The following is a 21,565-nucleotide window of genomic DNA, read 5'->3' on the forward strand; positions in this document are numbered from 1 at the left end:
TTACGTAATGGTAACGGGGTTACTCGTAGCTCACCCGATGTGAGAATATAATAGGACCACGAATTCTCGTACTCTTCGGCCACCTAAGAGATAGTTGAGTGGCGAGATCGAGATATCGTTCCGATGGTAGATTACTCGACGTGGGCAAATGAACCAGTTGATATAATTAGAAGCGGGAACTCCGATATCAGTATGAAGCCAGAAACTTCGGGGAAGGGGGACCTGTATGCACTCGTCTCGAACGCGTCGGTCTGGTTCTCATCTCGTCGTCCGACGAATCGGGCTTTACTTTTCGGGGCGCTCGTCGTCAATAGCGAACTTCTGTTACTGCTTGTCTATCTCTCCGTCACGTCGAATACGGTGACGAATGGTTTGATGTTACTATACCCGTTCGTCTGGATCAACCTCACAGTCTGGGCGGTACTGTCGGTATCGCGTCCGACCGCAACCAAACGACGAACGTGGGCCGTTGGCGCCTTGACTGGCCTGTATCTACTAGTGTTGTCTATCGCTGGTGGACTGATCGGACCCGGCCATGCGTTCCACGGCCACACCCACGGTGGTGGAGCAATCCGTCTCACTATTCGTTCGCTCCCACCAGGATGGAGTCCTGCGCTATTGTACGGCGGCGACTGGCTCCGCGTCTCGATTTTCCCCTACCAGCTGATCGGTTATATTGGCCTCTCGTACCTGGTTTACGTGACACTGCTCGACCTCGACGGGTCGGCTCTCACCGGAATTCTTGGGTTCGCTTCGTGCGTCAGTTGTACGTGGCCGATACTCAGTTCGTTCGCTGCCCTCGTATTTGGCGGGGGATCCGTCGTTACCTCTGCCGCTGTGAAGCAGCCGTACGGACTCTCCACGCTAGTCTTCGCTACTTCGGTCTTGTTGCTGGTGTGGAACCCGTTTAGCGAGTGAATCAAAATACCAGACTGAACAAAACGAGGTTGTGGACTGCCGGTGCCAATCCAACACCCCCCGCCACGACTAAGAGCCCCAGAGTTTCGATATCAGGTTGTGAGTCGGTATCCGCCGCGAACCGTACAATAAGTACGGCCACAGTGATTTTGATGAACAAGAACATGATAACTCCTGGAACCTCGTTGATGTTAGCGTTGCCAGCGTTGATGACCGCTGCAGAAATCGGATTCCGTTCGGTCGCCCCGAGGACTTCGAGGCCGATCACTGTAGTCATCGCATCGAGAACGTGAGAGAATACAACGGTTGCACCGAGCCAACCGCCCACTGATTCTTTTTCAATTTTGTACAAAACTATACTAACTACACCAGTCAGTACAAAAGCGAGAACGACCGAAATAGCGTTCCAGCGAAGCACACCAGTTTGATTTGGTGCGACGGCGAGTATGACCGCAACGCCGACCGCAAAGAGAATCAGTGTCCCGAGGGAGGCAGTCGCAGTGGGCAGTCTATCAGTCCCGAACGCATCGAGAACGATCCATATCGTGAGGACGACCACGCTCACGGTAACGTACGCCATCGGAGTCTGAATGAGCAGTGTCAACCACTTTGGCCAGGAAATTGCTTCTTCGAGAGCGTACGTCGCACCGACAATGCCGAACCAAGGGACCAGCGCGACGATCAGCTGCTTTGTGATAGCTATCTGCCTCGCTTTGACTGCGAGAGTGAGGCTTATAAATATAAAACCGAGAAGAACGAACGCAACAATCGCCTTCATCAGACAGACTCTGACCCCATTTCACGGGCTATCGCGGCCGAATCCGATATCTCACCTAAGGGTGCAAACTCGTCAGGACCGACGATTTGTATCATCGACTCCGTGATTTCGATAGGTTGGGTTGACTTAAAACGATGTCCTCCGAGAGTCTACTTCGACGACTGGCTATGAGGGTCGCTCGATACAGCAATTCATTTTCGGCGTGCCCCGGTCGTGTTTAGTTAAGCGTGAAAAGCGAGGCAGGCGAATTTCTTGCAGGTCTATGGCAGAAATTGCCCGCCTCAGCGGTCATAGAGACTGGATAGATTTGGATTTTGTGGAGCGCGAGCGGACACCCAAGCCGGCGATGGCACAGGGTATTCAATCGCACGTTGCGGGCTTGTCGCTGTCGAATACCACCGATCTACTCGCAGACCTGGATGTCGAGCGGAGTCGCAAAGCGGTCCACGATTGGGCCCAGAAAGCCAATCTACAGCCCGAACCCGGGCAGTCTCCGAATCAGATCGCGCTTGACGAAACGGTGATTCGGATCAACGACCAGCAATTCTGGCTGTACGCTGCTGCAGACCCCGAAACAAACGACCTGCTTCACGTCCGGCTCTTTTCGACGACCACGAAAGCTCTCACCGAGATCTGTCTCCGTGAACTGCAACACAAACACGATGTCGAAACTGCCGTCTTTCTCGTCGACGGCGCTCAACACCTCCAAACCGCACTGTAACGAGCTGGACTCCGATTTCAGATGCGTCGCCACGGAAATCGCAACGCTGTCGAACGGATCTTTCGAGAGATGAAGCGTCGAACGTCGTCGTTTTCGAACTGCTTCAGTCACGTTGAACCGGAAACCGCCGAATTATGGCTTCAAACCTTTTCTCGCTGGCACAATACCACTAACTAAACACCACCTCCCGCACAGAGCCAAGGATTATATTCTGTACTAGCCTCTATTTTGTATGGGGTTATATCCAGAAACGACAGGGCCGGGAGTCAAGCGTGGTGCTGGCATCGGCCTCGCTCTGGGCGTCGGTCTCGGGATTGCGATCGATAGTATCGGCCTGGGAATGGGAATTGGACTGGTCCTCGGAGCGGCGATCGGTCGCGGGTGGGACCAACAATAACCATAGCCCACTAAACGCCGTGTCTGCCGAAGAGTTTTATAATGGCTGAACAAGAGTAGCATACCACATAGTATAGACGAGACCGCGGCCGTTTCCATCTTGCCGATGCAATCGAGGTTCGATGCCAGAGACGTTGGACCCGCTCTCGGAGCGTGGTTGTAGGATGACCCACGCCTACAAGACTGGAATCGAACTCGAGGAGACGCTGCGAGATGGAACGTGTCTTCGATCCGCGGTCTGTGAGGTCACACTCTACACAAACCATCTCAAGGACGGCTATCCGGAATGGCACCCGGCACCCGATCCGTTCCGGGGCATGCTCCTGCTGTTCATCTATCGGGAGATGACTGGCGACAGCTACCGAACGCTCGAAACGTATTAGGAACTCGCCGAGCCGTTCGGACTGGATCATGTCCCCGACGAATCCGTGCTCTCGCGTACCTTGCGCTCTCGTTTCGACGATGGTGTCCGCGAGTAGGTGACCGTCGCCCCCCACTACGTGGTCAAAGAGATCCACGACTACGGCCCCACCATCTCTGTGGTACGCCCGAAAGCGGAGGTACTGACTCGAAGCTGGAGTCAGTCGAAGACAATGAGCAGGACGAGTCTACGGGCACTGAGTTCTCAGACGAGCAGATTCGCCTGTCGACACGCCTCGAACGGGACCACGGCTTCGACGGATTCGACTCTGGTCGGGCGTAGAACGCCTCCTACGAGGACGTGCAATTATTCGAGTTGCAGACGTTCATTGGGATGGTCGGTTGTGGCACCGCCCAAGGGGCTGCTCGCTTCCAGTTCCGGCGTAGGGATGACTACGGTCCACACGGCAACACCCATCTGCGAGCGGTCAAACAGTTCGATCCGAAAGCGCTCATTGAGGGCTTTAATAAAGCCTGCGACCGACTGTTATCAGCAATTGGATCGGAGGCCTCGTTTCGTCGACCGGTGACTGCAGCAATCGACATCACCACCATCCACTACTACGGCGACGTCGGGGAGGTGCCGATGGTCAGCGAAGTGCCCGGCGAGCAAGAACGGGCATTCAAGTTCGCAACGCTCTCGATTACCGGAGATAACATTCCGCTTGTCCTGCCGGTCGAACCCATCCGCGAGAGTTCCACCTAGGACGAGAATCCGTCGAATCAGGTCCACCGTGTCGTCCGGCGACTCGTGACGCGAGCGAAAGAGCACGTTCCGATAGAGACGGTCCTGTGTGACCGCGAGTTCGACTCGATGGACGTGTTCCAGACACTCTCGAGCTCGGGGTCAACTACCCCATCCCGAAGCGAATCACGAGTTCTGAACGGGAAGTGATCGAATAAATAGGTAGGGAAAATAGGGATGTCGCCGTCGAATCAGCGTCTGCTCACGTCGAGACGGGGTCGCATCCGATGCAGTTCCTGTACGTCCCTTCGACGAGTGGCGAAGGAATGGCCGCCTCTGCGACGAATCTCCGAGTCGGACCCAATGAAGCCGAAGCGTTTTGTCGGCACTACAGCCGGCGCCGGCAGATCGAGAACGAGTACAAGTCGATAAGAGCGACTTCCTCGCAAAGAACTCCTCGAAAGACCACCGTGTACCTATTTTACTTCGTGTTCGAGGTGTTGCTGTACAACATCTGGCGACTCACTGTTCCCACGTTTTCGGGATGTAGAGCCGCTACAAACGAAGAATCGGATAATTCGACGGTGTCTGATAGGTTCTCGGTCGACGCCAATGCATATGCTTCGGCCTGGCCGAGAATTACTCCGTTATCCTGGGGATACACCGTTAATTTAGCCGAACGCGCGAGTGCTGCGGCTCACCAAGGGCGATCCGAAGGGAGTCTCAGACGTCAGTCTATCTCGCGGAGGTACCGACCAACGGCTCGGACGAACGTCCTAACAGTCACAACCGGTGGCGATCTGATGTCACGGCCTAGTCCCGCTTTCACCAGAAAGTCGGTGAGTCGCCAGAGGTTGTACAGCAGCGCCGCGAACGTGAAGGTGAACAGTCGAATGCGGTAGTCTTTCGAGGAGGTCTTCGGCAGGAACGCTTTCAGTGACTTGTACTGGTTTTCGATGTCCCAGCGGCGGCTGTAGCTGTTCGTGACGTGGTGGATCTCCTCAGGCTCGACGCGGTCACGATTCGTTACGAACACGGCGTAGTTGCCGTCAGCGTCATCCGCAGTCGCTGGGACGTACAGAAACTCCGCAGTGTGATGGACTTCTCCGTCGAAAGCCAGCGGTACATCGTGCTTGACCGCAGCGTCGGCGTCTTCCTTTCTTTCGATCTGCTTGATCGTCTCGTAGTCGTCTTCGTACTTCGGCACTGGCGTCGTGTACAGCACGTCTCTGTCGTGAATCTCGGCGTAAACATCGTCGCTGTAGAACCCACGGTCGAGCAGGACTTCATCGAGATCGACGTACTGCTGGGCACGGTCCAGCAGGCGAGCTACGACATCGGCTTTCGAATCAGCCGGTGTCTCGGCGGGTTCCCACTTGGAGTGTTCTTTGACCGGTTCGATCCCGAGAATAATTGGAACCTGGTTGCCGACGATGGTGATCGTCGCGAAGGTGTAGCCGTGTTTGAGCTCGCCGTCTTTCGTGTAGCCGCTGACCATCGGTAGATAGTCCGCTTTCGGGATTTGGTTGTCCTTGTCGATCCACGGCCAGACGTGGTACGGGACGTGTGTAAAGTCGATTGCGGCAACAGTGTGGCGGTCGTCGAATGGGTTCTCGTAACGGATTGTTCGAAGGATGTTCTGGGTTGCAGTGTCGAAAGCGTCCATCAACACTGCTCGAAACTCTTCGGTGAATGCGACGACATCCTCAAGGCTGTACTCTTGGAGCGGGTTCGGGAGGTCTTGATCGGCTGGCATCGCAAACTGCTTAATCACTCGCAGGAACGTCGAGTCGTCGCAGATATCGTTTTCGTCGAGAAACCAGCCCGCTTCGCCTTCTGAGTGGGCGCTACCCTGCGTGAGGCAGGCTGTTGAGAACAAATTCAGTATTTCTTCGTCGTCGTAGATTCTGTTGTTGGATCGATGGGAGTTGAACTCGCTGAACGCGTGCCGACGGGCCAGTTCAACCAGTTTGGTGCCCTGTTCGCGGACGTACTCACGCGATGCAGTGGCTTCGTCCCCGTCGTCAGAGTGGGCATCTCTGTCAGAGATAATCGGAACCCGTGTTTCCATGATGATGCCTTGGTCGACGGCTTCCTGCGCGATCCCGTTGGCTGCGGCCTCCAAGATGGTCTTGGTCTGGTCGCTGAACTGTTTCCACGCGTAGGAGAGGTTCTGTTGGGTTGGCGGGTGGCCCATCCCCAGTTCTTTCAGCAGCGATGGTCGAGCGTCAAGGCGGGTCGCCACCTCACTTTGAGTGAGCCCGAATATCTGCTGGTAGAGGTAGACCCGAGCCATCGAGTCAGTGCCGAAGGTGGCTTTGTGCTGCTGTCGATTATCGGTCAGTCTGTCCATGGGAATCGAAACACGACCGAGGACACGCCACAGTTGGTCAGTAGTCTCGCAGACAGAACGAGCGTGAAGGACGATTGCTTCAGCCAGTGCGGGCCGGGAGTCAGACTCATGAGACACAGTTTTGCTGGTATCTCCAGCGGGCTAGATGTTCCGAAGACCAGTTGCGAAACCTGGGATGTAAGCGCGGGATATCCATCCAGACTCTGGTACTCCCGTTCAGAGACATATTCAAGCTGTACGCTGCAGACACACCTGTATCGGTCATTCAAGTACCCATCCCCTGTTACCACTTGCAGTACCAACTGCCGGGAGTGAGATCGGTGGCTAATAAATCCACCCAGCTACATGGAAACAATCCTCACGATTATTCGGCCTGTCTTGTGACCTGCAATGGCAATTGATACCAACGTCGACGACCCCATCGAACTCCCGGCCGACTTCGCGGACCACCTCGCAGCAGTCGGCAATCTCGAAACGACTCCCGGAACGCTGGCAGCGTACTGGGCACAGTTTGCCGACCACCTTGCGGCGAGCGACCAGACCATCGAGGCTGCAGACATGTACACCGAAGAGCCAACGCGACACGAAGTCCACGTGGATGGCCACGTTCACTACTCCCCGTGCGTGGTGGACGCGCTCACGGCCGCAGAATTGGAGGGCCACACTCCGGTGACCGTACGGTCTGTCGATCCTGTGACGCGGACGCCGGTCACGTTCACCGTTGGCGATGAAGCGATGGATATCTCCCCAGCGGATGCCGTGATCTCGTTCGGAGTTGCGCCGTCGATTCCAGCGCTCGAATCTACTGATGAATCCATCTTCAGCTGGATGTTCCAGGCAGACGCGTCGAGTGTCAGTGCCGCGTTCTGCCAGTATATCAACGCCTTCGAATCGAGGGATACCTACGACCAGTGGCGTGCGGACACGACGGGCAAAACCGTGCTGGTACAGCCACAGACAGTGCGAGCGTTCGTCCAACAGTACGTCGATCTCGATTAGCTGAGTAGCGTTGACAGCAGGTTGTGTTCCGCCCGCTGGAGGTGTTCGACGACCGTGGACCCATCGATGCCGAACTCCGCCGCAATCTCCTCCGTCGAAGAGTCCCGGGGGACATCGTAATACCCGAGTTCATACGCGAGCTCGAGCACCTCCCGTTGTCGCTCTGTCAACGCATCCAGGGGAGTCTCCTGGTAGTGATAGTCACGGAGTCGTTTCAGTGTGATGTCGAACCCGGCGTCCTCTAGGTCGGCTATCGCCTCGCTGAGGGTGTCCTGTGTGCCAGCCTGTTCGAAGGAAAACTCGTGCTCGTCAACGTTGACCCATTCACCTCGGGGCATCTCGTCGGCGTCGACACCCTCCCGCGCTAACTGATCGGTGACATCCATCTCGAGGAGGTAGACGTATTCCGCGCCGTCGGTCGCGACTTGCTCCCACCATCGAATGGTGTCGATCTCATTGAGCCGCTGTTCATCCGGTTCTTCCGTGAGGTGGATGCGAGAAACGCCACGCGCTCCCTCACACGAGAGAATCTCGATGTCGCGTAACCCCGCGTCCTGGAAGACGGCGAACCCGTAGTCGGCCACTGCCTCGGACGAGACGCTGAGCACGGCCTGGCGCATACTGTCAGTATTACTGGTGCAATAGAATGAACGCTGTGCCCAGTATACTGGGCAATGTTGTGGCCGGCATGGGCAGAGTGCGATCGTCACTCATCGCCGTGTGTAGGCTGTACTGAACACGCATCGGTATCGGCGAGTTGAGCCGCGAACCGCTTGGCGCTCCAGACGAGCAGGATGACGGCAGCCGCAAAGAAGAGCGCCCCGAGCGGTGATGCCGGATCGATGAACGCCCAGTAGAGCGGACTCGCCGAGACGCCAAAGAACACACTTGCAACGGCGTACACTGCCGGACCACAGCAACAGCAAGCTGTCGCGCCCGTCGTGGCGAGTCCACCGAGAACCCCTCCAGACGATGGAAGCTCCAAGCTGCGCTGCCAGACGGACGTCATCATCGATGCATTCAACCCGATGAGCCCGACCAGTGTACCGATGAGGAGGGCGGTGCCGACCGACATCGCTCCCGCGAGCGGGAGCGAAGGGAGATAGAATTCGACGGCAGGCCACACGACCAGCGGATTTGCAAAGCTCGCTGTCGTCACAAACGCACTCGTGGGGCCGTTCACGCCCTGTTCCGGATTCACGGTGAACAGCCCCGCGGAGAACAGGAAAAACACGCCGAACATGGCTGCGACGAGACCGCCAACGCGCCCGGAGATCCCGTCAATTACGTCGCTCCGGATGAGTGGCCACACATCCCGCCAGAGAATGTATCCAGCGAGCAGGGGGACGACGACCACGAGCAGGTAGCCGAGCGGGTTCCGATATCCGCTGTTCGGCATCAGTGCCGGATAGCCGACCCAGATTCCGAGTGCGAACCCAAGGGCACTGTACTCGGGTCGGGTTGGCCACTGCCAGACGCCGAGCAACAGGCTCCCCGTCGTGAGTAACCCAGTTATGACCACGGCGAGTGGCGGATACCACGCGTGGAGCGACGGTGTCGTTCCGACAGGTTCGATTTGGATTTGGATGATAGCGATCGTCCCGAGTAGCGCCACTCCGAGCCCGATCAAAACGCCGCTAAGAGTCCGTGTCGGGTGATCACTCCACACCCGCTGTCCGAGAAACGCACTGCCTCCCATAACCACACCCCCACCCAGGATCAGCAATAGAAACGCCCAGTGGGGAGTACTAGCGTGGATACTGCCGCTATGGGCGGCTACCGGTTGCACGAACAGCAATGCAACGGCGAGGACTAGTCCCCGAGTCAGGAGACGGTGGCCCATCCGCCGTGCTGTACGCTGTTTATCGCTCTCCGAGCGGTCAGTCTGCTGTCGCGGAGTCATTGATAGAGGGTGATGACGGTGACATCTGTCTGGGGACCGACTCCACTCATGTGTTTCATTATGTCACATCCTTCGCGTTCACTGAATGCACCCGCCAGTCCGAGGAGCCTCCACGGCGACCCGTCAACCGAGGATCCCATCGTTCACCTCCCCGATGTGGTGATAGCCAGCAGCGAGTCCCAGCGCGAGCAACCCGGCTAGACCGAGAACCACCAAATACGTCAGGCCCGTCGAGAGACCGATGGTGGTCGCGAGGCCACCGAGCACCACCGCCCCACCAAGCACCTCGAGGCCGAGACAGCACACGACGACGCCACCGATCCCCGCATACGGGAGCCACGAGTCAGTGTCACTGCTCATCGGTCTCAGCCTCGGTGACGATCTCGCATCCGAGGACACTCTCGATATTCTGGCGAATACAATCATCAGCCAGTGAGAGCATCTCGACGGCTTCCGACCGACTCACCTCATAGTACTTCTTGCGGCCGTCGCGCTCCGCGTCGACGAGCTGGCAGTTCTTGAGACACTGGAGGTGATGTGAGACTAGATTCGTCCCGAGGTCGGTACGGTCGCACAGTTCGCCCACGTTGAGTGGTTCGTCTGCCTCGACGAGTGTCTGGAAGATCCGGAGTCTAGTTGGGTCACCGAGTGCACTGAAAATGTTCGCCCGAGCCTCGTTCACGTCGTCGTTCGGCTGGAGGAGGTTGATACTCATTACAATAGCAAAACTCTCATTTGAGTATAGTCCTTTCGGAGGACTAGTGACCGAGATCAGGTTTTAAAGACGTGTAGAGCAGAATCTTCAAGACCCAAACGATACAACGAGTATTAGAATGTCTGACCCAATTAAGTACGATCTGGTGATTCTCGGCGGTGGTGCTGCATCGTTCGCCGCAATCACCGAAGCGAGTCGCCGGGGCCTGTCGACAGCGATGGTGAATACGGGCCTGCCACTCGGTGGCACCTGCGTGAACGTCGGCTGTGTGCCCAGCAAGCATCTGCTCGCGGTGGGCGAGAAGGCAGCCACACCGCAGGAGAATCCGTTCGAGGCAGTCCAGTACAGCGATGGCGAACCCACCATCGATTGGGCGGCCGCCCTGGACGGCACCGACGAACTCGTCGAGCGATTCCGGCAAGAGAACTACGTCGATGTCGCCGAATACTTCGAGACCGACATCTACGAGGGCTACGGCGAACTGGTCGACGACACGACCATCGAGGTCGTCGACGGCGTGGACGAGGGCGCGCGTATCACTGGGGAGAGGGCACTCGTCGCGACTGGAAGTTCACCCTGGGCACCACCCATCGATGGCCTCGACGAAGTCGACTATTACACGAGCGAGACCATCCTCAAGGAGCGCGACCTCCCAGAGAGCATCGTGATGCTCGGTGGCGGCTACATCGCTCTTGAGTGGGGGCAAATCCTCCACCGCGTCGGCGTCGACGTGACCATCCTCCAGCGCTCCGAGCGCGTGCTCTCGGGGATGGAAGGGCAACTCGGTCGCGAGATGCAATGTGCCTTCCAGGAGGAGGGCATCGAGGTTATCACCGGAAACGGCTTCCAACGCGTGCGCGCACCAGCGACCGACGGTGGTAGCGAAACAATACAGTCGGGCGTGGCCGTCGAAACACTCGTCGACGGCACCGAGCGCTCAGTCACCGGCGACGCACTATTCGTCGCGACCGGTGTTCAGCCAAACAGCGACGGAATCGGCCTGGAAACCGTGGGGGTCGAAACGAACGACGATGGGACGATCCACGTTGACGAGCACTTCCAGACGACCAATCCCGACGTGTACGCCGCCGGCGACGTGATCGGCGACCCCGAACTGGAGACCGTCGCCGCCAAGGAGGGTAACCACGCCATCAAGAACGCCTTCGGCGACGAGGGCGTCAGCATCGACTACGATTCGGTCCCCGCAGTCGTCTTCACCGACCCCGAGGTCGCCGCCGTCGGCACAACTGAACTGGAGTATATGGACGAGCACGGCACCTGTTCGTGTCGGACCGTCGAGATGGAGGACGTCCCACGGGCGAAGGCGGTCAAGAATACCGATGGCCTCGTTCAGGTTGTCAAACACCACGAGACCGACGAGATCGTCGGTGTCCACATGGTCGGGCCCCGGGCCGCCGACATGATCATGGAAGCCACGCTGGCGGTGAAGTTCGGCCTCACCGTCGACGATATCATCGACACCATCCACCCGTTCCCGACGTTCAGCGAGGCGTTCAAACACGCCTGCCAGGCGTTCCGGCGGGACACATCCACAATGAGCTGCTGCGTCCAGTAACCCCCCACCAGCATTATCCGAATTATGACCGTATCCGAGAATACAGTGATTCCTGTTCAGTGCATCACCCGAGAAGCGACGGCAGGCGACGATACAATCCAGATCGGGGGCCAAGACAATGAGTAACGGATACAAGTACGACCTGCTCGTCCTCGGGGGCGGAATGGCCGGCCTCCCCGTCGCGATGAAGTGCGCGTACTCGGGCATGAAGACAGCACTCGTCGAGGAGGATCTCCTCGGCGGAACCTGTCTCAATCGTGGGTGTATCCCGACAAAGACGATGCTCCGGAGCGCGGAGGTCGCAAACCTCGCCCGCCGCAGCGAGGAATTCGGTATCGACATCGACGGCGCTATTGAGGCCGATATGGACGCAATCGTCCAGCGAAAAGACGACATCGTCGAGAGCATCCGCGAGGGCGCCTGCGAGAACGTCGAGAGCAACGAGAACATCGATTTCATCGAAGGCCACGGTGTTTTCGCTTCTGCTCACGAAATCCAGGTTGACAACCAGACCCTCTCGGCCGACACCATCGTTATCAATACAGGCGCCCGGCCGACGAAGCCGCAGATAGACGGCCTCGACGACATCGACGTGCAGGATAGCACCGATCTACTGGAGCGTGACTCGGTCCCCGACTCGTTGGCCGTCATCGGCGGTGGGTACGTCGGCTGTGAGTACGCCCAGATGTACAGTCGATTCGGGGCTGACGTCACCGTCTTCCAGCGCGGTGACCGCCTCCTCCCGGATGAAGATCCGGACGTGAGCGAGGTCATCGAATCTGCATTCGAAGACGAAGGCATCTCAGTCCAGACCGACGCCCCGGTGACGGCGCTTTCCAAGACTGATTCCGGCATCCGCGTCGATGCCGATGCCGACGACCCTGTCTCCGTCACCGTCTCGGACGTCGCGCTCGCCGCTGGTCGGACACCGAACACAGACGGTCTCCGGCTCGAAGATGTCGGCGTGTCACTCGACGAGCGGGGGTTCGTCGAGACAGACGACAGCTTCAGCACGACTGCTGACGGTGTCTACGCCATCGGCGACGTGAGCGGACCGCCAATGTTCACACATTCCGCGCGCGACGACGCAGACCTGTTGTACCGCCACCTCGCGAAAGACGAATCGATCAGCACCGAGGGCCGAACCGTCCCGTGGGCCGTGTTCACCGACCCGCAGGTCGGCCACGCCGGACTGACCGAACAGGAGGCCCGAGACGAAGGGTACGAGGTGGGCATCGGCCGCCAGGACTTCGCTGACCAGGGGAAGCCGAAGGCGCTCGGTGAGACCGAGGGATTCGTCAAACTCGTCACAGACGCCGAGACTGACGAGTTACTTGGCGCACACGTCGTCGGCGAACAGGGCGCCGAGATCGTCCACGAACTCGTCCTCGCCATCGAACTCGGGGCGACGGCCGAGCAGATCGCCGAGACGATGCACATCCACCCCACGCTCCCCGAGAGCATCAACTCCGCCGCCGGAGGCGTTCACAAACCCTCGTAACGCGTCTCGAAGAGGGGCATCACGTCACAGAGCAGGCGATGTTTCACCGCGAAATCACTCACTCTGTTGTCGATAGGAGATCGTCGAGCTCCCCGGTTTCGCCGAGGTCGATGAGCGCACGATTGAGTAGTTCCCGAACGACGAACTCCTCGTAGTGCTGTGTCTCGCAGTATTCACATGGCTTCATTTCCCGGGCCACAGCCTCGATCTCGTCGCCGTGCTGCTCGGCAAGTGTCTCGATCAGCCCAGCCAGCTCCTCACTAGTCGTTTCCTGCGCCGAAGCAAGTTGCTCGACACTATTCTCCGGAAGGTCGTACGAGAAGACCCGCGTGTTCGACTTGTAGTACTTCCGCGTCCCCCCACCAGCCTCTTCGAGCCGGGCAATCTCGACCATCCCCGCATCTTTCAGGACGTTCACGTGATGGCGCACCGTCGTCTCGGCCTTCTCCTCGCCACGACGATGCAGTTCGTCGTGAATCTCCTCGATCGTCAGTTCCTCTGCAGCGAGCATATCGAGAATCTTCGCCCGGACGTCGTTTTCCAGCGCCTTCGCCTTCTCCGGGTCCGTGGTCACAACTTCGCGGATCGGCACGTCAGATTCGAGAAGCGCCATTCTTGTGATGGCGTAGGTGGACGACGACAGTAAGAGTAACGCCACACTCTCGACAGTGGTATTAGTACGTCGATACCGCTATAACTCTCGTCGTAATGGTTATCCGCGTCGCACGATAATCAACAGTCACGATGGGAACGACACACGACCAATTCAATGTCGGGGGGATGTCTTGCTCGTTCTGCGCGGAGAGCATCAAGAAGGCATACAGTCGGACCGACGGCGTCGAGGACGTCGACGTGAGTCTCGCCCACGAGGAGGTCCTCGTCGAGTACGACGATGAGCTCCTGAGCGAGGTCGCAGTGAAGGACACGCTTCGGGATCTCGGCTACACCATCCGCGACCCGGACAAAGCGAAGCGATACGAGCAACAGCAGGCCGAACTCGCCGACGGAAAGCGTCGCCTCCTCCTTGCCGGCGGCGCATCTATTGTCGTTGCCGCACTAATGGGCTGGATGATCGTCGTAATGGGGCGCTTCGAGTCGTCCTCCCTCGCGATGGATCTGGTGACCCTGGGGCTGGCGCTGGGCACGATGTTCGGTCCCGGACGGTATATCAAAACGAAAGCGTTCCAGAGCCTCCGCCGGGGGATTCTCAACCAGCACGTTCTGCTAGAGGGTGGCGCGTTCGCCGGGCTCCTCGGCGGTCTGCTCGGCCTGTTCGTGTTTCCGGGCTTCCCGACCGTCCACTTCTTCGCCGTCTCCGTGTTCATTACCACCTACCACATCCTCTCTGAATACACCAGCCTCATCGTCCGCACCCGGGCCTCACAGGCCGTCCAAGGCCTCCTCGACCTCCAACCCGATACGGCACGCCGCGTCAATGATAACGGCGCCGTCGAGGAGGTTCCCGTCGAGGACCTCGAGGTCGGTGATCGCGTCCGGGTCAAGCCCGGGGAGAGCATTCCCGTCGACGGGACGGTCATCGAGGGTACGTCCACGGTCGACGAGTCGGTCGCCACCGGTGAGTCTATGCCCGAGGAGAAGGCCCAAGACGACGCGGTAATCGGCGGCAGCGTCAACGAGACTGGGGCACTCCTCATCGAAGTAACCGCGACCGGTGAGGACGCGTTCCTGAACCAGGTCGCCCGCGAGATCGAGGAGGCGCGGGCGATGAAGCCCGGCATCATCCAGCTTGCCGACCGGGTGCTCAAGTATTTCGTCCCGGCTGTGTTGACGATTGCCGCGCTCTCGTTTCTCTTCTGGGTGTTCGCACCGCTCGCGTGGGGAGCCGGGCCGAACGTCCAGCGCGGGGCGTTCGCAGCGCTGGCCGTCCTCGTCCTCGGCTATCCGTGTGCGCTGGGAATGGCGACACCGCTGGCCCTCATCCGGGGCGGCGGGAAAGCGGCGAACCGCGGCATCCTGATGCGCTCCGGCGACGCGTTCCAGATCTTCCCCGACGTCGACCACATCGTCCTCGATAAGACCGGCACCATCACCGTCGGCGAACCCGCGGTCAGCGAGGTGGTTGGGCTCGATGGCGCCGAATCCGATGTGCTGGCGATGGCGGCGAGCGCGGAGGCCTTCTCGGAGCACCCGCTCGCGGACGCGATCCTCGAGGCCGCCGACGAGCAGGGCGTCGAGTACGCCGATCCCGAGACGTTCGACTCCGTGACCGGGAAGGGCGTTCGGGCGACCGTGGCGGGTGACGACGTGCTCGTCGGGAAGCCAGGCTGGCTCGCCGACGAGGGCGTCGACCTCTCGCAGGCGACAGGCGAGATCGAGCGCCTCCAGCATCGCGGCCGCACGGTCTCGTGCGTCGCCCGCGGCGATACCCTCGTGGGCCTAATCGGCATCGGCGACGAACGCAAGGCAGACGCCGCCGCGACCGTCCGGCGGATGCACGAGGCCGGTATCACGCCCGTGATGATCACCGGCGACAACGAGCGCACCGCACAGGCGGTCGCCGAGGCGGTCGACATCGATCGGGTTATGGCTGACGTTCTGCCCGACGAGAAGCGCGCGGAGATCGGTCGGCTGCAAGACGCCGGCCACCGCGTGGCGATGGTCGGCGATGGTATTAACGACGCGCCCGCACTCACGCAGGCAGATATCGGGATCGCCATCGGCGCCGGCACCGATATTGCCATCGAATCGGCTGATATCGTCCTGATGGGAGACCGGCTGGGTGGCGTGATGGACGCGTACGAGATCGGCACGGAGAGCTACCGGAAGACCCGCCAGAACCTCGCGACGGCCTTCGCATTCAATGGCNATATTGCCATCGAATCGGCTGATATCGTCCTGATGGGAGACCGGCTGGGGGGCGTGATGGACGCGTACGAGATCGGCACGGAGAGCTACCGGAAGACCCGCCAGAACCTCGCGACGGCCTTCGCATTCAATGGCGTCGGTGTCGCCGCCGCGACGACCGGGCTCGTTCACCCGGTGTTCGCGATGCTCGCGATGGTGTTGTCCGTCTCGGCCGTCCTCGCCAACAGCTTCGCTGGGCAGCTCCTCTCCGGGGAGGGCGTCAACACCGAGTTCGCCCTGGACAATCGCACGGACGATGACGTGAGAGACGGCCGAGCGACGGCCGATTAGGCTACCACGTCATAGCCAGCTTGTTCGATCGCTGCGTTCACGTCGCCGTCGGAGACCCTATCCTCGAGGACTACCTCGACCGTGTCCGCTTCGTTGTCGGCCTCGACCCGATTCACACCATCGAGGGTTCGCAGGGCAGTCTCCACGTTCTGTTCGCATCCGTTGCACGACATCCCGGTAACGGAAATCGTTTTTCGCTGCATACGTGTCTGTAAACGCTCGTGGGGGATGACCATTACGGTAGCCGTTGTATCGGTATCATCACTATTGGATGCGGACGATATCGTACGGAGAGTTGTTTGTGTCGCCCCTCAAGGAGTGGAGACTCTTTGAGATGTGGATAGCTGACGACAGAGAGAGAAGACGCCCATATCCATCCAACGCTCCATGGGTGTATTAGTCGGCTACAGGTGGAGTCCACAAACCACCCTAAAGAATCAGGATTGTTCGATCTTCACTCGCAAGTAAGACCATTGGTGGTTTGTAGAAATCCAGATGCCGAACCTGTGCTGTTCCAGACAGTCTCAAAATTGTATAGCATTATAGGATTTATAATCTCGCCATTGGCAATTTCAAGCCCTCACAATACCGTATTCAGTCGATTAGTGGCCCCACTCATTTACTATGTCTTAGTGCGAAAAGACACAGTAAATATTAGTAGATGGCCACCGTCCCCCGATCCGAATCAATGACAGCCGCAGAGACCGGAGGTTCACGCCCCGAGACCGACATTGAGGCTGCGATTGAAGCGCGACTCGCCAGCCTCGACTCGGGAAACTACCGAACGAACAACGAACTGGTCCTCAGTATGTTCGCGGAGTACTTGGAGCACCAGCGGAACGTGACGACCCTTGAGGACTTAGACGTCCTCGATTGTCGCCGGTACGCCCAGTGGCTTCGAGAACGCGTCCGCGACGACGAGAACGAGCTTTCGGCAGCCTCTGCTCACGCGAACGGGCCCTACTTCACAATTGTCCGGGCCTTCCTCGGCTGGTGCGTCGACGACGAACGTCTCGATGCCAACCCAGCCCGCCCTAATCGCGTTAAAAAGGAACTCCCCGAGCATCACGGCGATCACGACCGTCAATTTTGGTCGGCCGACGCACGCGACGCCCTGCTCGCCTTCGTGAACGAACGAGCACACAGCGCACTTGACGACTCTACAGACGCACGCGAACGAGCCTTCCGCGATCGAGCAATCGTGACGATGCTCGCGCTCACTGGGGCCCGTGGGGCGGAGCTGTTCAACGACCCGCGTGATGAGTACCGCAATGGTCTTCGCTGGAACGACGTCGATCTCAACCGGGGGGTAGCACAGGTCTTCGGCAAGACGCGCGAACGACAGCCGATCCCCTTGACCGACCAGGTCGTCGAATGTCTCGAGCGGTACCGGACCGTTCTTGACCCCGCAGCAGAGGACTATCCGGTGTTCCCGACGCGACACCACCCATCACTTGCCCAAGCCGCTGAGAACGGGCTCAGAGACCTCGGATGGGATGCTGACGCCATCGAATCGGTTCTAGACGAGAAGACGGCGATGACACTCCTCCGAGAACGCGAGATCTCGCCGCCGGCACTCTCGAAAAACGGCGCTCGATCGTTGATGAAACGGCTGTGTGAGAGCGCCGACATCGATATTGATGGCGAGTATCTGAAACCCCACGGGGGACGCAGAGGGTTCGGCAGTGATCTTTACGCCCAGGATGCCGAGCTGGCTCAAGAAACTCTCCGCCACGAGTCGATTGAAACCACCCACGAATCTTATCGCGAACAAAACGTTATCGAACGGCGAAACCGGTTAGAGCAAGCCCTCAACGAGTAACAGAACCTCGACTGGCTAAACCGAATTGGCCTACCGTCTCGTCTCTTTGGATTTTTTATTCTCCATACCAATGCTCTTAGGAATAGCAATGGATTACCGGCGTAATCAGGACCACTTGTTGTAGGAGCCACAAATCCAATATTTACACGGTAGAAGGGCCCTATATCCAGAAATTCGGGCCTTGACGAAATTATAAATCGCATATCGCTATACCTAAACTGCGACGGACGTTCGGACCCAGTTTCGAGCATAATCGCAAGACTCCAAGCAGGTGGATATCTCATTATCTACATAATGTACAAAATGTGCGAAACGCAGATAGTGGAGACAATTGACCGAATTCCCATTTAGTCGTTCGCGGCCTGCTCGCTCAGCATCTCCACAACTTCCTGTACACGTTCCTCATCAGCTTCGATATCACGCTCTCGAAGGATCTGGAGGGCGACCTCGTCACCGTGATCCGCAATCACCTGAAGACACGCATCCTGAAACTCTCTTCCCTCAAATTCGGGGACATCAAACATAGAACATGCAGCAGCCACCGATGATCGCATCCGGGTGACGCCATTCCAGGTCTCCTCCCGAACATAGAACCCGTGCATATCCGTCTCGTCAAAGGGGAAGGCCGGCCCACCGGTGGATTCGTCCACATCCTCCTCATCCTGCTTAGGAGTAGACTCAGTTTCTGACTCTGTGTCCTCGGTTGCTATCTCCTCATCTGGCTGCGATTCAGCCTCGGTGTCAGTACGTTCGTCGTCGTCCGATTCGACTTCTTCCTCTGTTTGTTTGAGCTGTTCCGCGACGTCTCCGAAACGGTCGTCCTCATTAGGCATGACTGTGTTCCTCCACAAGGTCCGCTAAGTGGTCGAAATTCGGGATCTGGTCACAATCTTCGTCAAACTCCGAGACGGGCATTCCTTGCTTGAAGGCGCGAGAAATTGCGGTCCGTTCGCGAATCCCTGGCTTCGGGATACTATCAATGGTGCATCCCGAATCATCGAGGGCTTCGAAGATTTCTGGGTCGACACGAGCGTACTCAGGGACGAACGAACCGAACTCCCGGTTGAGATTTTCAACGAGAGTTCGATGCTCGTTGTGTTGGCCCATTGTTTCACGAATCATATTCGGGGTAACTGCGAGGATATCCAATCCAATATTCTGCCGGATTGGGGAGATTTGGCGCTCAATCATCTTATTGAGCCCATTAATCGAGCCAGCACGCGGAATCAGCGGGACTATGACGCGCTGGACGGCGATGAGGGCGTTATCGGAGAGCTTCCCACGGCCGCCAGCAGCATCAATTATCACGTAGTCGTATCCGTTTTGGATGAGCGGATCGACGACGTTCCGCCGAAGCTTCACGTCTGCGAACCGCTCGTCTTTCAGCCTCGTCTCAACGTTCTCGAGCTCGTTGCTCGATGGGAGAAGGTGAACACCGAAATCCGTCTCAATAAGCAGGTCTTCGGGGTCCCCACCATCGATGAGGGCGTCACCGAGGTCAGCATCTCGGTCGTACGCATCGTCGTACCCAAGCTGGGTCGTCATATGCCCGTCCTTATCCAGATCCAGTAGGACTGTCTCATGGCCACGAGCAGCGAGTCGATCAGCGATATTGAGCGCGATGGTGGATTTTCCCACGCCTCCCTTGAGCAACGAGACAGCTGCTCCAGGAAGTCCCTCGAACTCGTCAGCACTCATAGGTCAGCACCCCCGCAAGAAGTAAATTTTGTACATTTTGTAAATAATGTACATTGTGTAGATATTGAAGGTTGCGCGAGTTTCGTGGATAATGTACGTTTTGCTCTGTTCATACGCGGTCAATGAAGCTCGTCCACCTTAATTCTGCGTCAGACAGATTGCGTACGCTACCTACACAACCTACATTTTGTAGATTTTGTAGATTGCCAATACAATCCTCATTCGTCATAATCACCGCCAGCCTCACATAATTCGCATAATGTGTATTTTCTGCATCCCAGACGTATTCATCCCGATCGCCGCCACCCACATCCAGCACTAATTTTCGGAACACGCAATCTACATTATCTACATTATTCGAATTGTGTAGATTTTTTATGATGTCTAAATAGTCCAGTCATCTAATGGAGAGTCCTGAGTGGTGGAACCTAGTCAGAGCCACTATAGCCAGTTCTCAAGTAAGACTTTTAACTATTACCGGATTATTGGTAACCACCAGATGTATGAGGTGCTCGACGACACGGCGGCACAGACCATCCTCGCCATCGAGAGTGGTGACTCCATCCGTCGTGTCGCCCAACACCTTCACACGCCGTACGAGACGGTAAGACAGGCCGTAAATCGGCTCGAAGACGCGGGCTACGTATCCTATGACGACGGCCTCACTGTCGTCGACGAGCGCGTACGCGACGCAGCCCGCGACCTCGTCGCTGCCAGCGCCGGCGTCAGTCCACCCTCTATCGAGGAAACGTATGTCATCCCACAGTTTGGTGACTGGCCGTTCGCGTTCACGCGGATCGACGCCGTCTACGTGTGGACCCAAGGCGGCTACCAAGTCGGTCGCGAGCCCGACGATTATCCATTGTTCCTCGCTGTTCGTGAGCAGGACGTCGACGCCTGGGAGACGTTTTTCGAGTCATTCGACCTCCCCACCGCATTCGAGCGACAGCCCCAAGACGAGTTGGACGGACCGCTGCAGATCGTCCTCGAGCCACGCGCTTCACTCGACATCGAGCACGTCGAAGGGTACCCGGTAATCCCAAGAGCAGAGACAATCGAGTATATGCGCGAGAACTACGCCCAGTTCCAGTCGGCGCTGGCAATGCTCGACCGGATGTACGAGGACCTCGACATCGGCGTCACGTATCGAGAGACCGAACGGGCGCAGCCATGAGTTTCAACAACCGAAGTGACGCGCTCATCGAACTGCTCGAGGAGCTCACCCAAGATGGCCATGAGTACGTCCTTGTCGGCGGTTACGCTGTCTCAGCGTTCAATGCTCGCTTCTCAACGGACCTCGATATCGTCGTCGCGCCGGACTCCAAGGCTGACTTCGTCGAATTCCTCGAACGGCAGGGCTTCGAGGAAACGGACAGCCACGCCAAGGAGTGGTTCTACGACACCGAAGTGATCGAGTACGAGAAGCGGCTCACGCCTCAGCAGCCGATCGGCTTCGATCTCCTGGTAAACGGACTCGGGTGTCGCCAGACCGAGGCACAGTGGTCGTTCGACTATCTGTACGACCACAGCCACCAACAGGAGGTGAGCGGAGGCACAGTGACGACGACAGCCAGAGTCATCGATGGGACAGTCCTCGTCGCGGCAAAGCTCCACAGCGGCCGTGAAACAGACCTCCGGGACGTCCTAGCAGTGGCAGAAGAAATCGACCTTGACGCTGTCACGCCTCACCTGCGAAGAGGGGACGACGATGCGCTCCGGGAGCAACTCGAGCGTGGACTGGAAATCTTAGAGAGCGACGAACTCAGGCACGGATTTCGGAGCGACTTCGGGGCCTCCGCTGTTTCAGAAGAAACGGTCGACGCTCTTCAAGAGTATCTGTCTGCGCAGATTGATCACCTGAGCTGAATCGGTCGGGACCTCGTTGATCGGAAGTAAAGACATGGCTTCATCAGGGGTGGTTGCA

At 58.1% G+C, this 21,565-nt stretch carries 19 protein-coding genes and 3 pseudogenes; 12 read left to right on the plus strand and 10 right to left on the minus strand.

Going from position 1 to position 21,565, the window contains the following annotated elements; translation table 11 throughout:
* Positions 1 to 123 precede the first annotated feature (123 nt).
* Entirely contained in the window at positions 124 to 918 is a 795-nt protein-coding gene (locus C475_RS22570) for a DUF7546 family protein (RefSeq protein ID WP_235728483.1), read from the plus strand.
* Position 919: 1 nt separating this feature from the next.
* Here C475_RS22570 and C475_RS19055 read toward each other — a convergent pair whose 3' ends face one another.
* Positions 920 to 1,696: a DUF63 family protein gene (locus tag C475_RS19055; protein ID WP_006885526.1), complete on the minus strand. Its 777-nt coding sequence runs from the start codon at positions 1,694 to 1,696 to the stop codon at positions 920 to 922.
* Positions 1,697 to 1,958: 262 nt separating this feature from the next.
* Here C475_RS19055 and C475_RS19060 point away from each other — a divergent pair.
* The 3 genes and pseudogenes from C475_RS19060 to C475_RS24710 all read left to right on the plus strand — a co-directional run bounded on the left by C475_RS19060 (position 1,959) and on the right by C475_RS24710 (position 3,939).
* Positions 1,959 to 2,594: pseudogene (locus C475_RS19060) on the plus strand (IS6 family transposase).
* 341 nt (positions 2,595 to 2,935) lie between these two features.
* Entirely contained in the window at positions 2,936 to 3,196 is a 261-nt protein-coding gene (locus C475_RS24705) for a hypothetical protein (protein WP_204366191.1), read from the plus strand.
* Between the two features lie 338 nt (positions 3,197 to 3,534).
* Positions 3,535 to 3,939, plus strand: coding sequence for a hypothetical protein (locus C475_RS24710; protein WP_204366192.1), 405 nt, complete (start codon positions 3,535 to 3,537; stop codon positions 3,937 to 3,939).
* 709 nt (positions 3,940 to 4,648) lie between these two features.
* Here C475_RS24710 and C475_RS19070 read toward each other — a convergent pair.
* Positions 4,649 to 6,388: a transposase gene (locus C475_RS19070; RefSeq protein WP_082223368.1), complete on the minus strand. Its 1,740-nt coding sequence runs from the start codon at positions 6,386 to 6,388 to the stop codon at positions 4,649 to 4,651.
* A gap of 273 nt (positions 6,389 to 6,661) precedes the next feature.
* Here C475_RS19070 and merB point away from each other — a divergent pair, with 273 nt between their 5' ends.
* Complete coding sequence (merB, locus tag C475_RS19075; protein ID WP_006885529.1) at positions 6,662 to 7,270, plus strand: alkylmercury lyase; 609 nt, start codon at positions 6,662 to 6,664, stop codon at positions 7,268 to 7,270.
* Here merB and C475_RS19080 read toward each other — a convergent pair.
* The 4 genes from C475_RS19080 to C475_RS19095 form a co-directional block, all read right to left on the minus strand.
* Entirely contained in the window at positions 7,267 to 7,890 is a 624-nt protein-coding gene (locus C475_RS19080; protein ID WP_006885530.1) for a helix-turn-helix domain-containing protein, read from the minus strand. The two genes, merB and C475_RS19080, sit on opposite strands and share 4 nt — an antisense overlap.
* An 86-nt stretch (positions 7,891 to 7,976) precedes the next feature.
* On the minus strand, positions 7,977 to 8,969 hold the full coding sequence (locus C475_RS19085) for a hypothetical protein (protein ID WP_152436520.1): 993 nt from the start codon (positions 8,967 to 8,969) through the stop codon (positions 7,977 to 7,979).
* 327 nt (positions 8,970 to 9,296) lie between these two features.
* Positions 9,297 to 9,533: a hypothetical protein gene (locus C475_RS19090; RefSeq protein WP_006885532.1), complete on the minus strand. Its 237-nt coding sequence runs from the start codon at positions 9,531 to 9,533 to the stop codon at positions 9,297 to 9,299.
* The gene (locus C475_RS19095; RefSeq protein ID WP_006885533.1) at positions 9,523 to 9,888 is read right to left on the minus strand and encodes an ArsR/SmtB family transcription factor; all 366 of its coding nucleotides are present in this window, start codon (positions 9,886 to 9,888) and stop codon (positions 9,523 to 9,525) included. The genes C475_RS19090 and C475_RS19095 overlap by 11 nt, the downstream gene beginning before the upstream one ends.
* Positions 9,889 to 10,006: 118 nt before the next feature.
* Here C475_RS19095 and merA point away from each other — a divergent pair, with 118 nt between their 5' ends.
* Together merA and lpdA are read left to right on the plus strand one after the other, a co-directional pair.
* Positions 10,007 to 11,464: a mercury(II) reductase gene (gene merA / locus C475_RS19100; protein WP_006885534.1), complete on the plus strand. Its 1,458-nt coding sequence runs from the start codon at positions 10,007 to 10,009 to the stop codon at positions 11,462 to 11,464.
* Positions 11,465 to 11,582: 118 nt separating this feature from the next.
* Positions 11,583 to 12,965: a dihydrolipoyl dehydrogenase gene (lpdA, locus tag C475_RS19105; RefSeq protein WP_006885535.1), complete on the plus strand. Its 1,383-nt coding sequence runs from the start codon at positions 11,583 to 11,585 to the stop codon at positions 12,963 to 12,965.
* A gap of 58 nt (positions 12,966 to 13,023) precedes the next feature.
* Here the strand turns inward: lpdA and C475_RS19110 are convergent, their stop codons facing one another.
* Positions 13,024 to 13,578: an ArsR/SmtB family transcription factor gene (locus C475_RS19110; protein WP_049930978.1), complete on the minus strand. Its 555-nt coding sequence runs from the start codon at positions 13,576 to 13,578 to the stop codon at positions 13,024 to 13,026.
* Positions 13,579 to 13,709: 131 nt separating this feature from the next.
* On the opposite strand from C475_RS19110, the pseudogene C475_RS19115 reads away from it, so the two are divergent.
* Positions 13,710 to 15,791, plus strand: a pseudogene (locus C475_RS19115) (heavy metal translocating P-type ATPase); the annotation flags it as partial.
* Position 15,792: 1 nt separating this feature from the next.
* Positions 15,793 to 16,121, plus strand: a pseudogene (locus C475_RS25455) (heavy metal translocating P-type ATPase); the annotation flags it as partial.
* On the opposite strand, the gene C475_RS19120 reads toward C475_RS25455, so the two are convergent.
* The gene (locus C475_RS19120; RefSeq protein ID WP_049931001.1) at positions 16,118 to 16,324 is read right to left on the minus strand and encodes a heavy-metal-associated domain-containing protein; all 207 of its coding nucleotides are present in this window, start codon (positions 16,322 to 16,324) and stop codon (positions 16,118 to 16,120) included. The pseudogene C475_RS25455 and the gene C475_RS19120 overlap by 4 nt on opposite strands.
* A 485-nt stretch (positions 16,325 to 16,809) precedes the next feature.
* Here C475_RS19120 and C475_RS19125 point away from each other — a divergent pair, with 485 nt between their 5' ends.
* The gene (locus C475_RS19125) at positions 16,810 to 17,943 is read left to right on the plus strand and encodes a tyrosine-type recombinase/integrase (RefSeq protein ID WP_006885539.1); all 1,134 of its coding nucleotides are present in this window, start codon (positions 16,810 to 16,812) and stop codon (positions 17,941 to 17,943) included.
* Positions 17,944 to 18,290: 347 nt separating this feature from the next.
* Here C475_RS19125 and C475_RS19130 read toward each other — a convergent pair whose 3' ends face one another.
* Together C475_RS19130 and C475_RS19135 are read right to left on the minus strand one after the other, a co-directional pair.
* On the minus strand, positions 18,291 to 18,776 hold the full coding sequence (locus tag C475_RS19130) for a hypothetical protein (RefSeq protein ID WP_006885540.1): 486 nt from the start codon (positions 18,774 to 18,776) through the stop codon (positions 18,291 to 18,293).
* A complete protein-coding gene (locus tag C475_RS19135; RefSeq protein WP_006885541.1) occupies positions 18,769 to 19,641 on the minus strand; it encodes a ParA family protein in 873 nt (290 codons plus the stop codon). The genes C475_RS19130 and C475_RS19135 overlap by 8 nt, the downstream gene beginning before the upstream one ends.
* 499 nt (positions 19,642 to 20,140) lie before the next feature.
* Here C475_RS19135 and C475_RS19140 point away from each other — a divergent pair, with 499 nt between their 5' ends.
* Complete coding sequence (locus C475_RS19140; protein ID WP_006885542.1) at positions 20,141 to 20,815, plus strand: helix-turn-helix domain-containing protein; 675 nt, start codon at positions 20,141 to 20,143, stop codon at positions 20,813 to 20,815.
* On the plus strand, positions 20,812 to 21,507 hold the full coding sequence (locus C475_RS19145; protein ID WP_006885543.1) for a nucleotidyltransferase family protein: 696 nt from the start codon (positions 20,812 to 20,814) through the stop codon (positions 21,505 to 21,507). Before C475_RS19140 ends, C475_RS19145 begins: the two co-directional genes overlap by 4 nt.
* Positions 21,508 to 21,565: the final 58 nt, after the last annotated feature.

The sequence above is a fragment of the Halosimplex carlsbadense 2-9-1 genome (assembly GCF_000337455.1).
GTDB lineage: Archaea > Halobacteriota > Halobacteria > Halobacteriales > Haloarculaceae > Halosimplex > Halosimplex carlsbadense.

Coding starts and splice junctions, on each gene's coding strand:
- C475_RS22570 (WP_235728483.1), top strand. CDS start 124: ATGGTAGATTACTCGACGTGGGCAAATGAACCAGTTGATATAATTAGA.
- C475_RS19055 (WP_006885526.1), bottom strand. CDS start 1,696: ATGAAGGCGATTGTTGCGTTCGTTCTTCTCGGTTTTATATTTATAAGC.
- C475_RS24705 (WP_204366191.1), top strand. CDS start 2,936: ATGCCAGAGACGTTGGACCCGCTCTCGGAGCGTGGTTGTAGGATGACC.
- merB (WP_006885529.1), top strand. CDS start 6,662: ATGGCAATTGATACCAACGTCGACGACCCCATCGAACTCCCGGCCGAC.
- C475_RS19080 (WP_006885530.1), bottom strand. CDS start 7,890: ATGCGCCAGGCCGTGCTCAGCGTCTCGTCCGAGGCAGTGGCCGACTAC.
- C475_RS19085 (WP_152436520.1), bottom strand. CDS start 8,969: ATGGGAGGCAGTGCGTTTCTCGGACAGCGGGTGTGGAGTGATCACCCG.
- C475_RS19090 (WP_006885532.1), bottom strand. CDS start 9,533: ATGAGCAGTGACACTGACTCGTGGCTCCCGTATGCGGGGATCGGTGGC.
- C475_RS19095 (WP_006885533.1), bottom strand. CDS start 9,888: ATGAGTATCAACCTCCTCCAGCCGAACGACGACGTGAACGAGGCTCGG.
- merA (WP_006885534.1), top strand. CDS start 10,007: ATGTCTGACCCAATTAAGTACGATCTGGTGATTCTCGGCGGTGGTGCT.
- lpdA (WP_006885535.1), top strand. CDS start 11,583: ATGAGTAACGGATACAAGTACGACCTGCTCGTCCTCGGGGGCGGAATG.
- C475_RS19110 (WP_049930978.1), bottom strand. CDS start 13,578: ATGGCGCTTCTCGAATCTGACGTGCCGATCCGCGAAGTTGTGACCACG.
- C475_RS19120 (WP_049931001.1), bottom strand. CDS start 16,324: ATGCAGCGAAAAACGATTTCCGTTACCGGGATGTCGTGCAACGGATGC.
- C475_RS19125 (WP_006885539.1), top strand. CDS start 16,810: ATGACAGCCGCAGAGACCGGAGGTTCACGCCCCGAGACCGACATTGAG.
- C475_RS19130 (WP_006885540.1), bottom strand. CDS start 18,776: ATGCCTAATGAGGACGACCGTTTCGGAGACGTCGCGGAACAGCTCAAA.
- C475_RS19135 (WP_006885541.1), bottom strand. CDS start 19,641: ATGAGTGCTGACGAGTTCGAGGGACTTCCTGGAGCAGCTGTCTCGTTG.
- C475_RS19140 (WP_006885542.1), top strand. CDS start 20,141: ATGTATGAGGTGCTCGACGACACGGCGGCACAGACCATCCTCGCCATC.
- C475_RS19145 (WP_006885543.1), top strand. CDS start 20,812: ATGAGTTTCAACAACCGAAGTGACGCGCTCATCGAACTGCTCGAGGAG.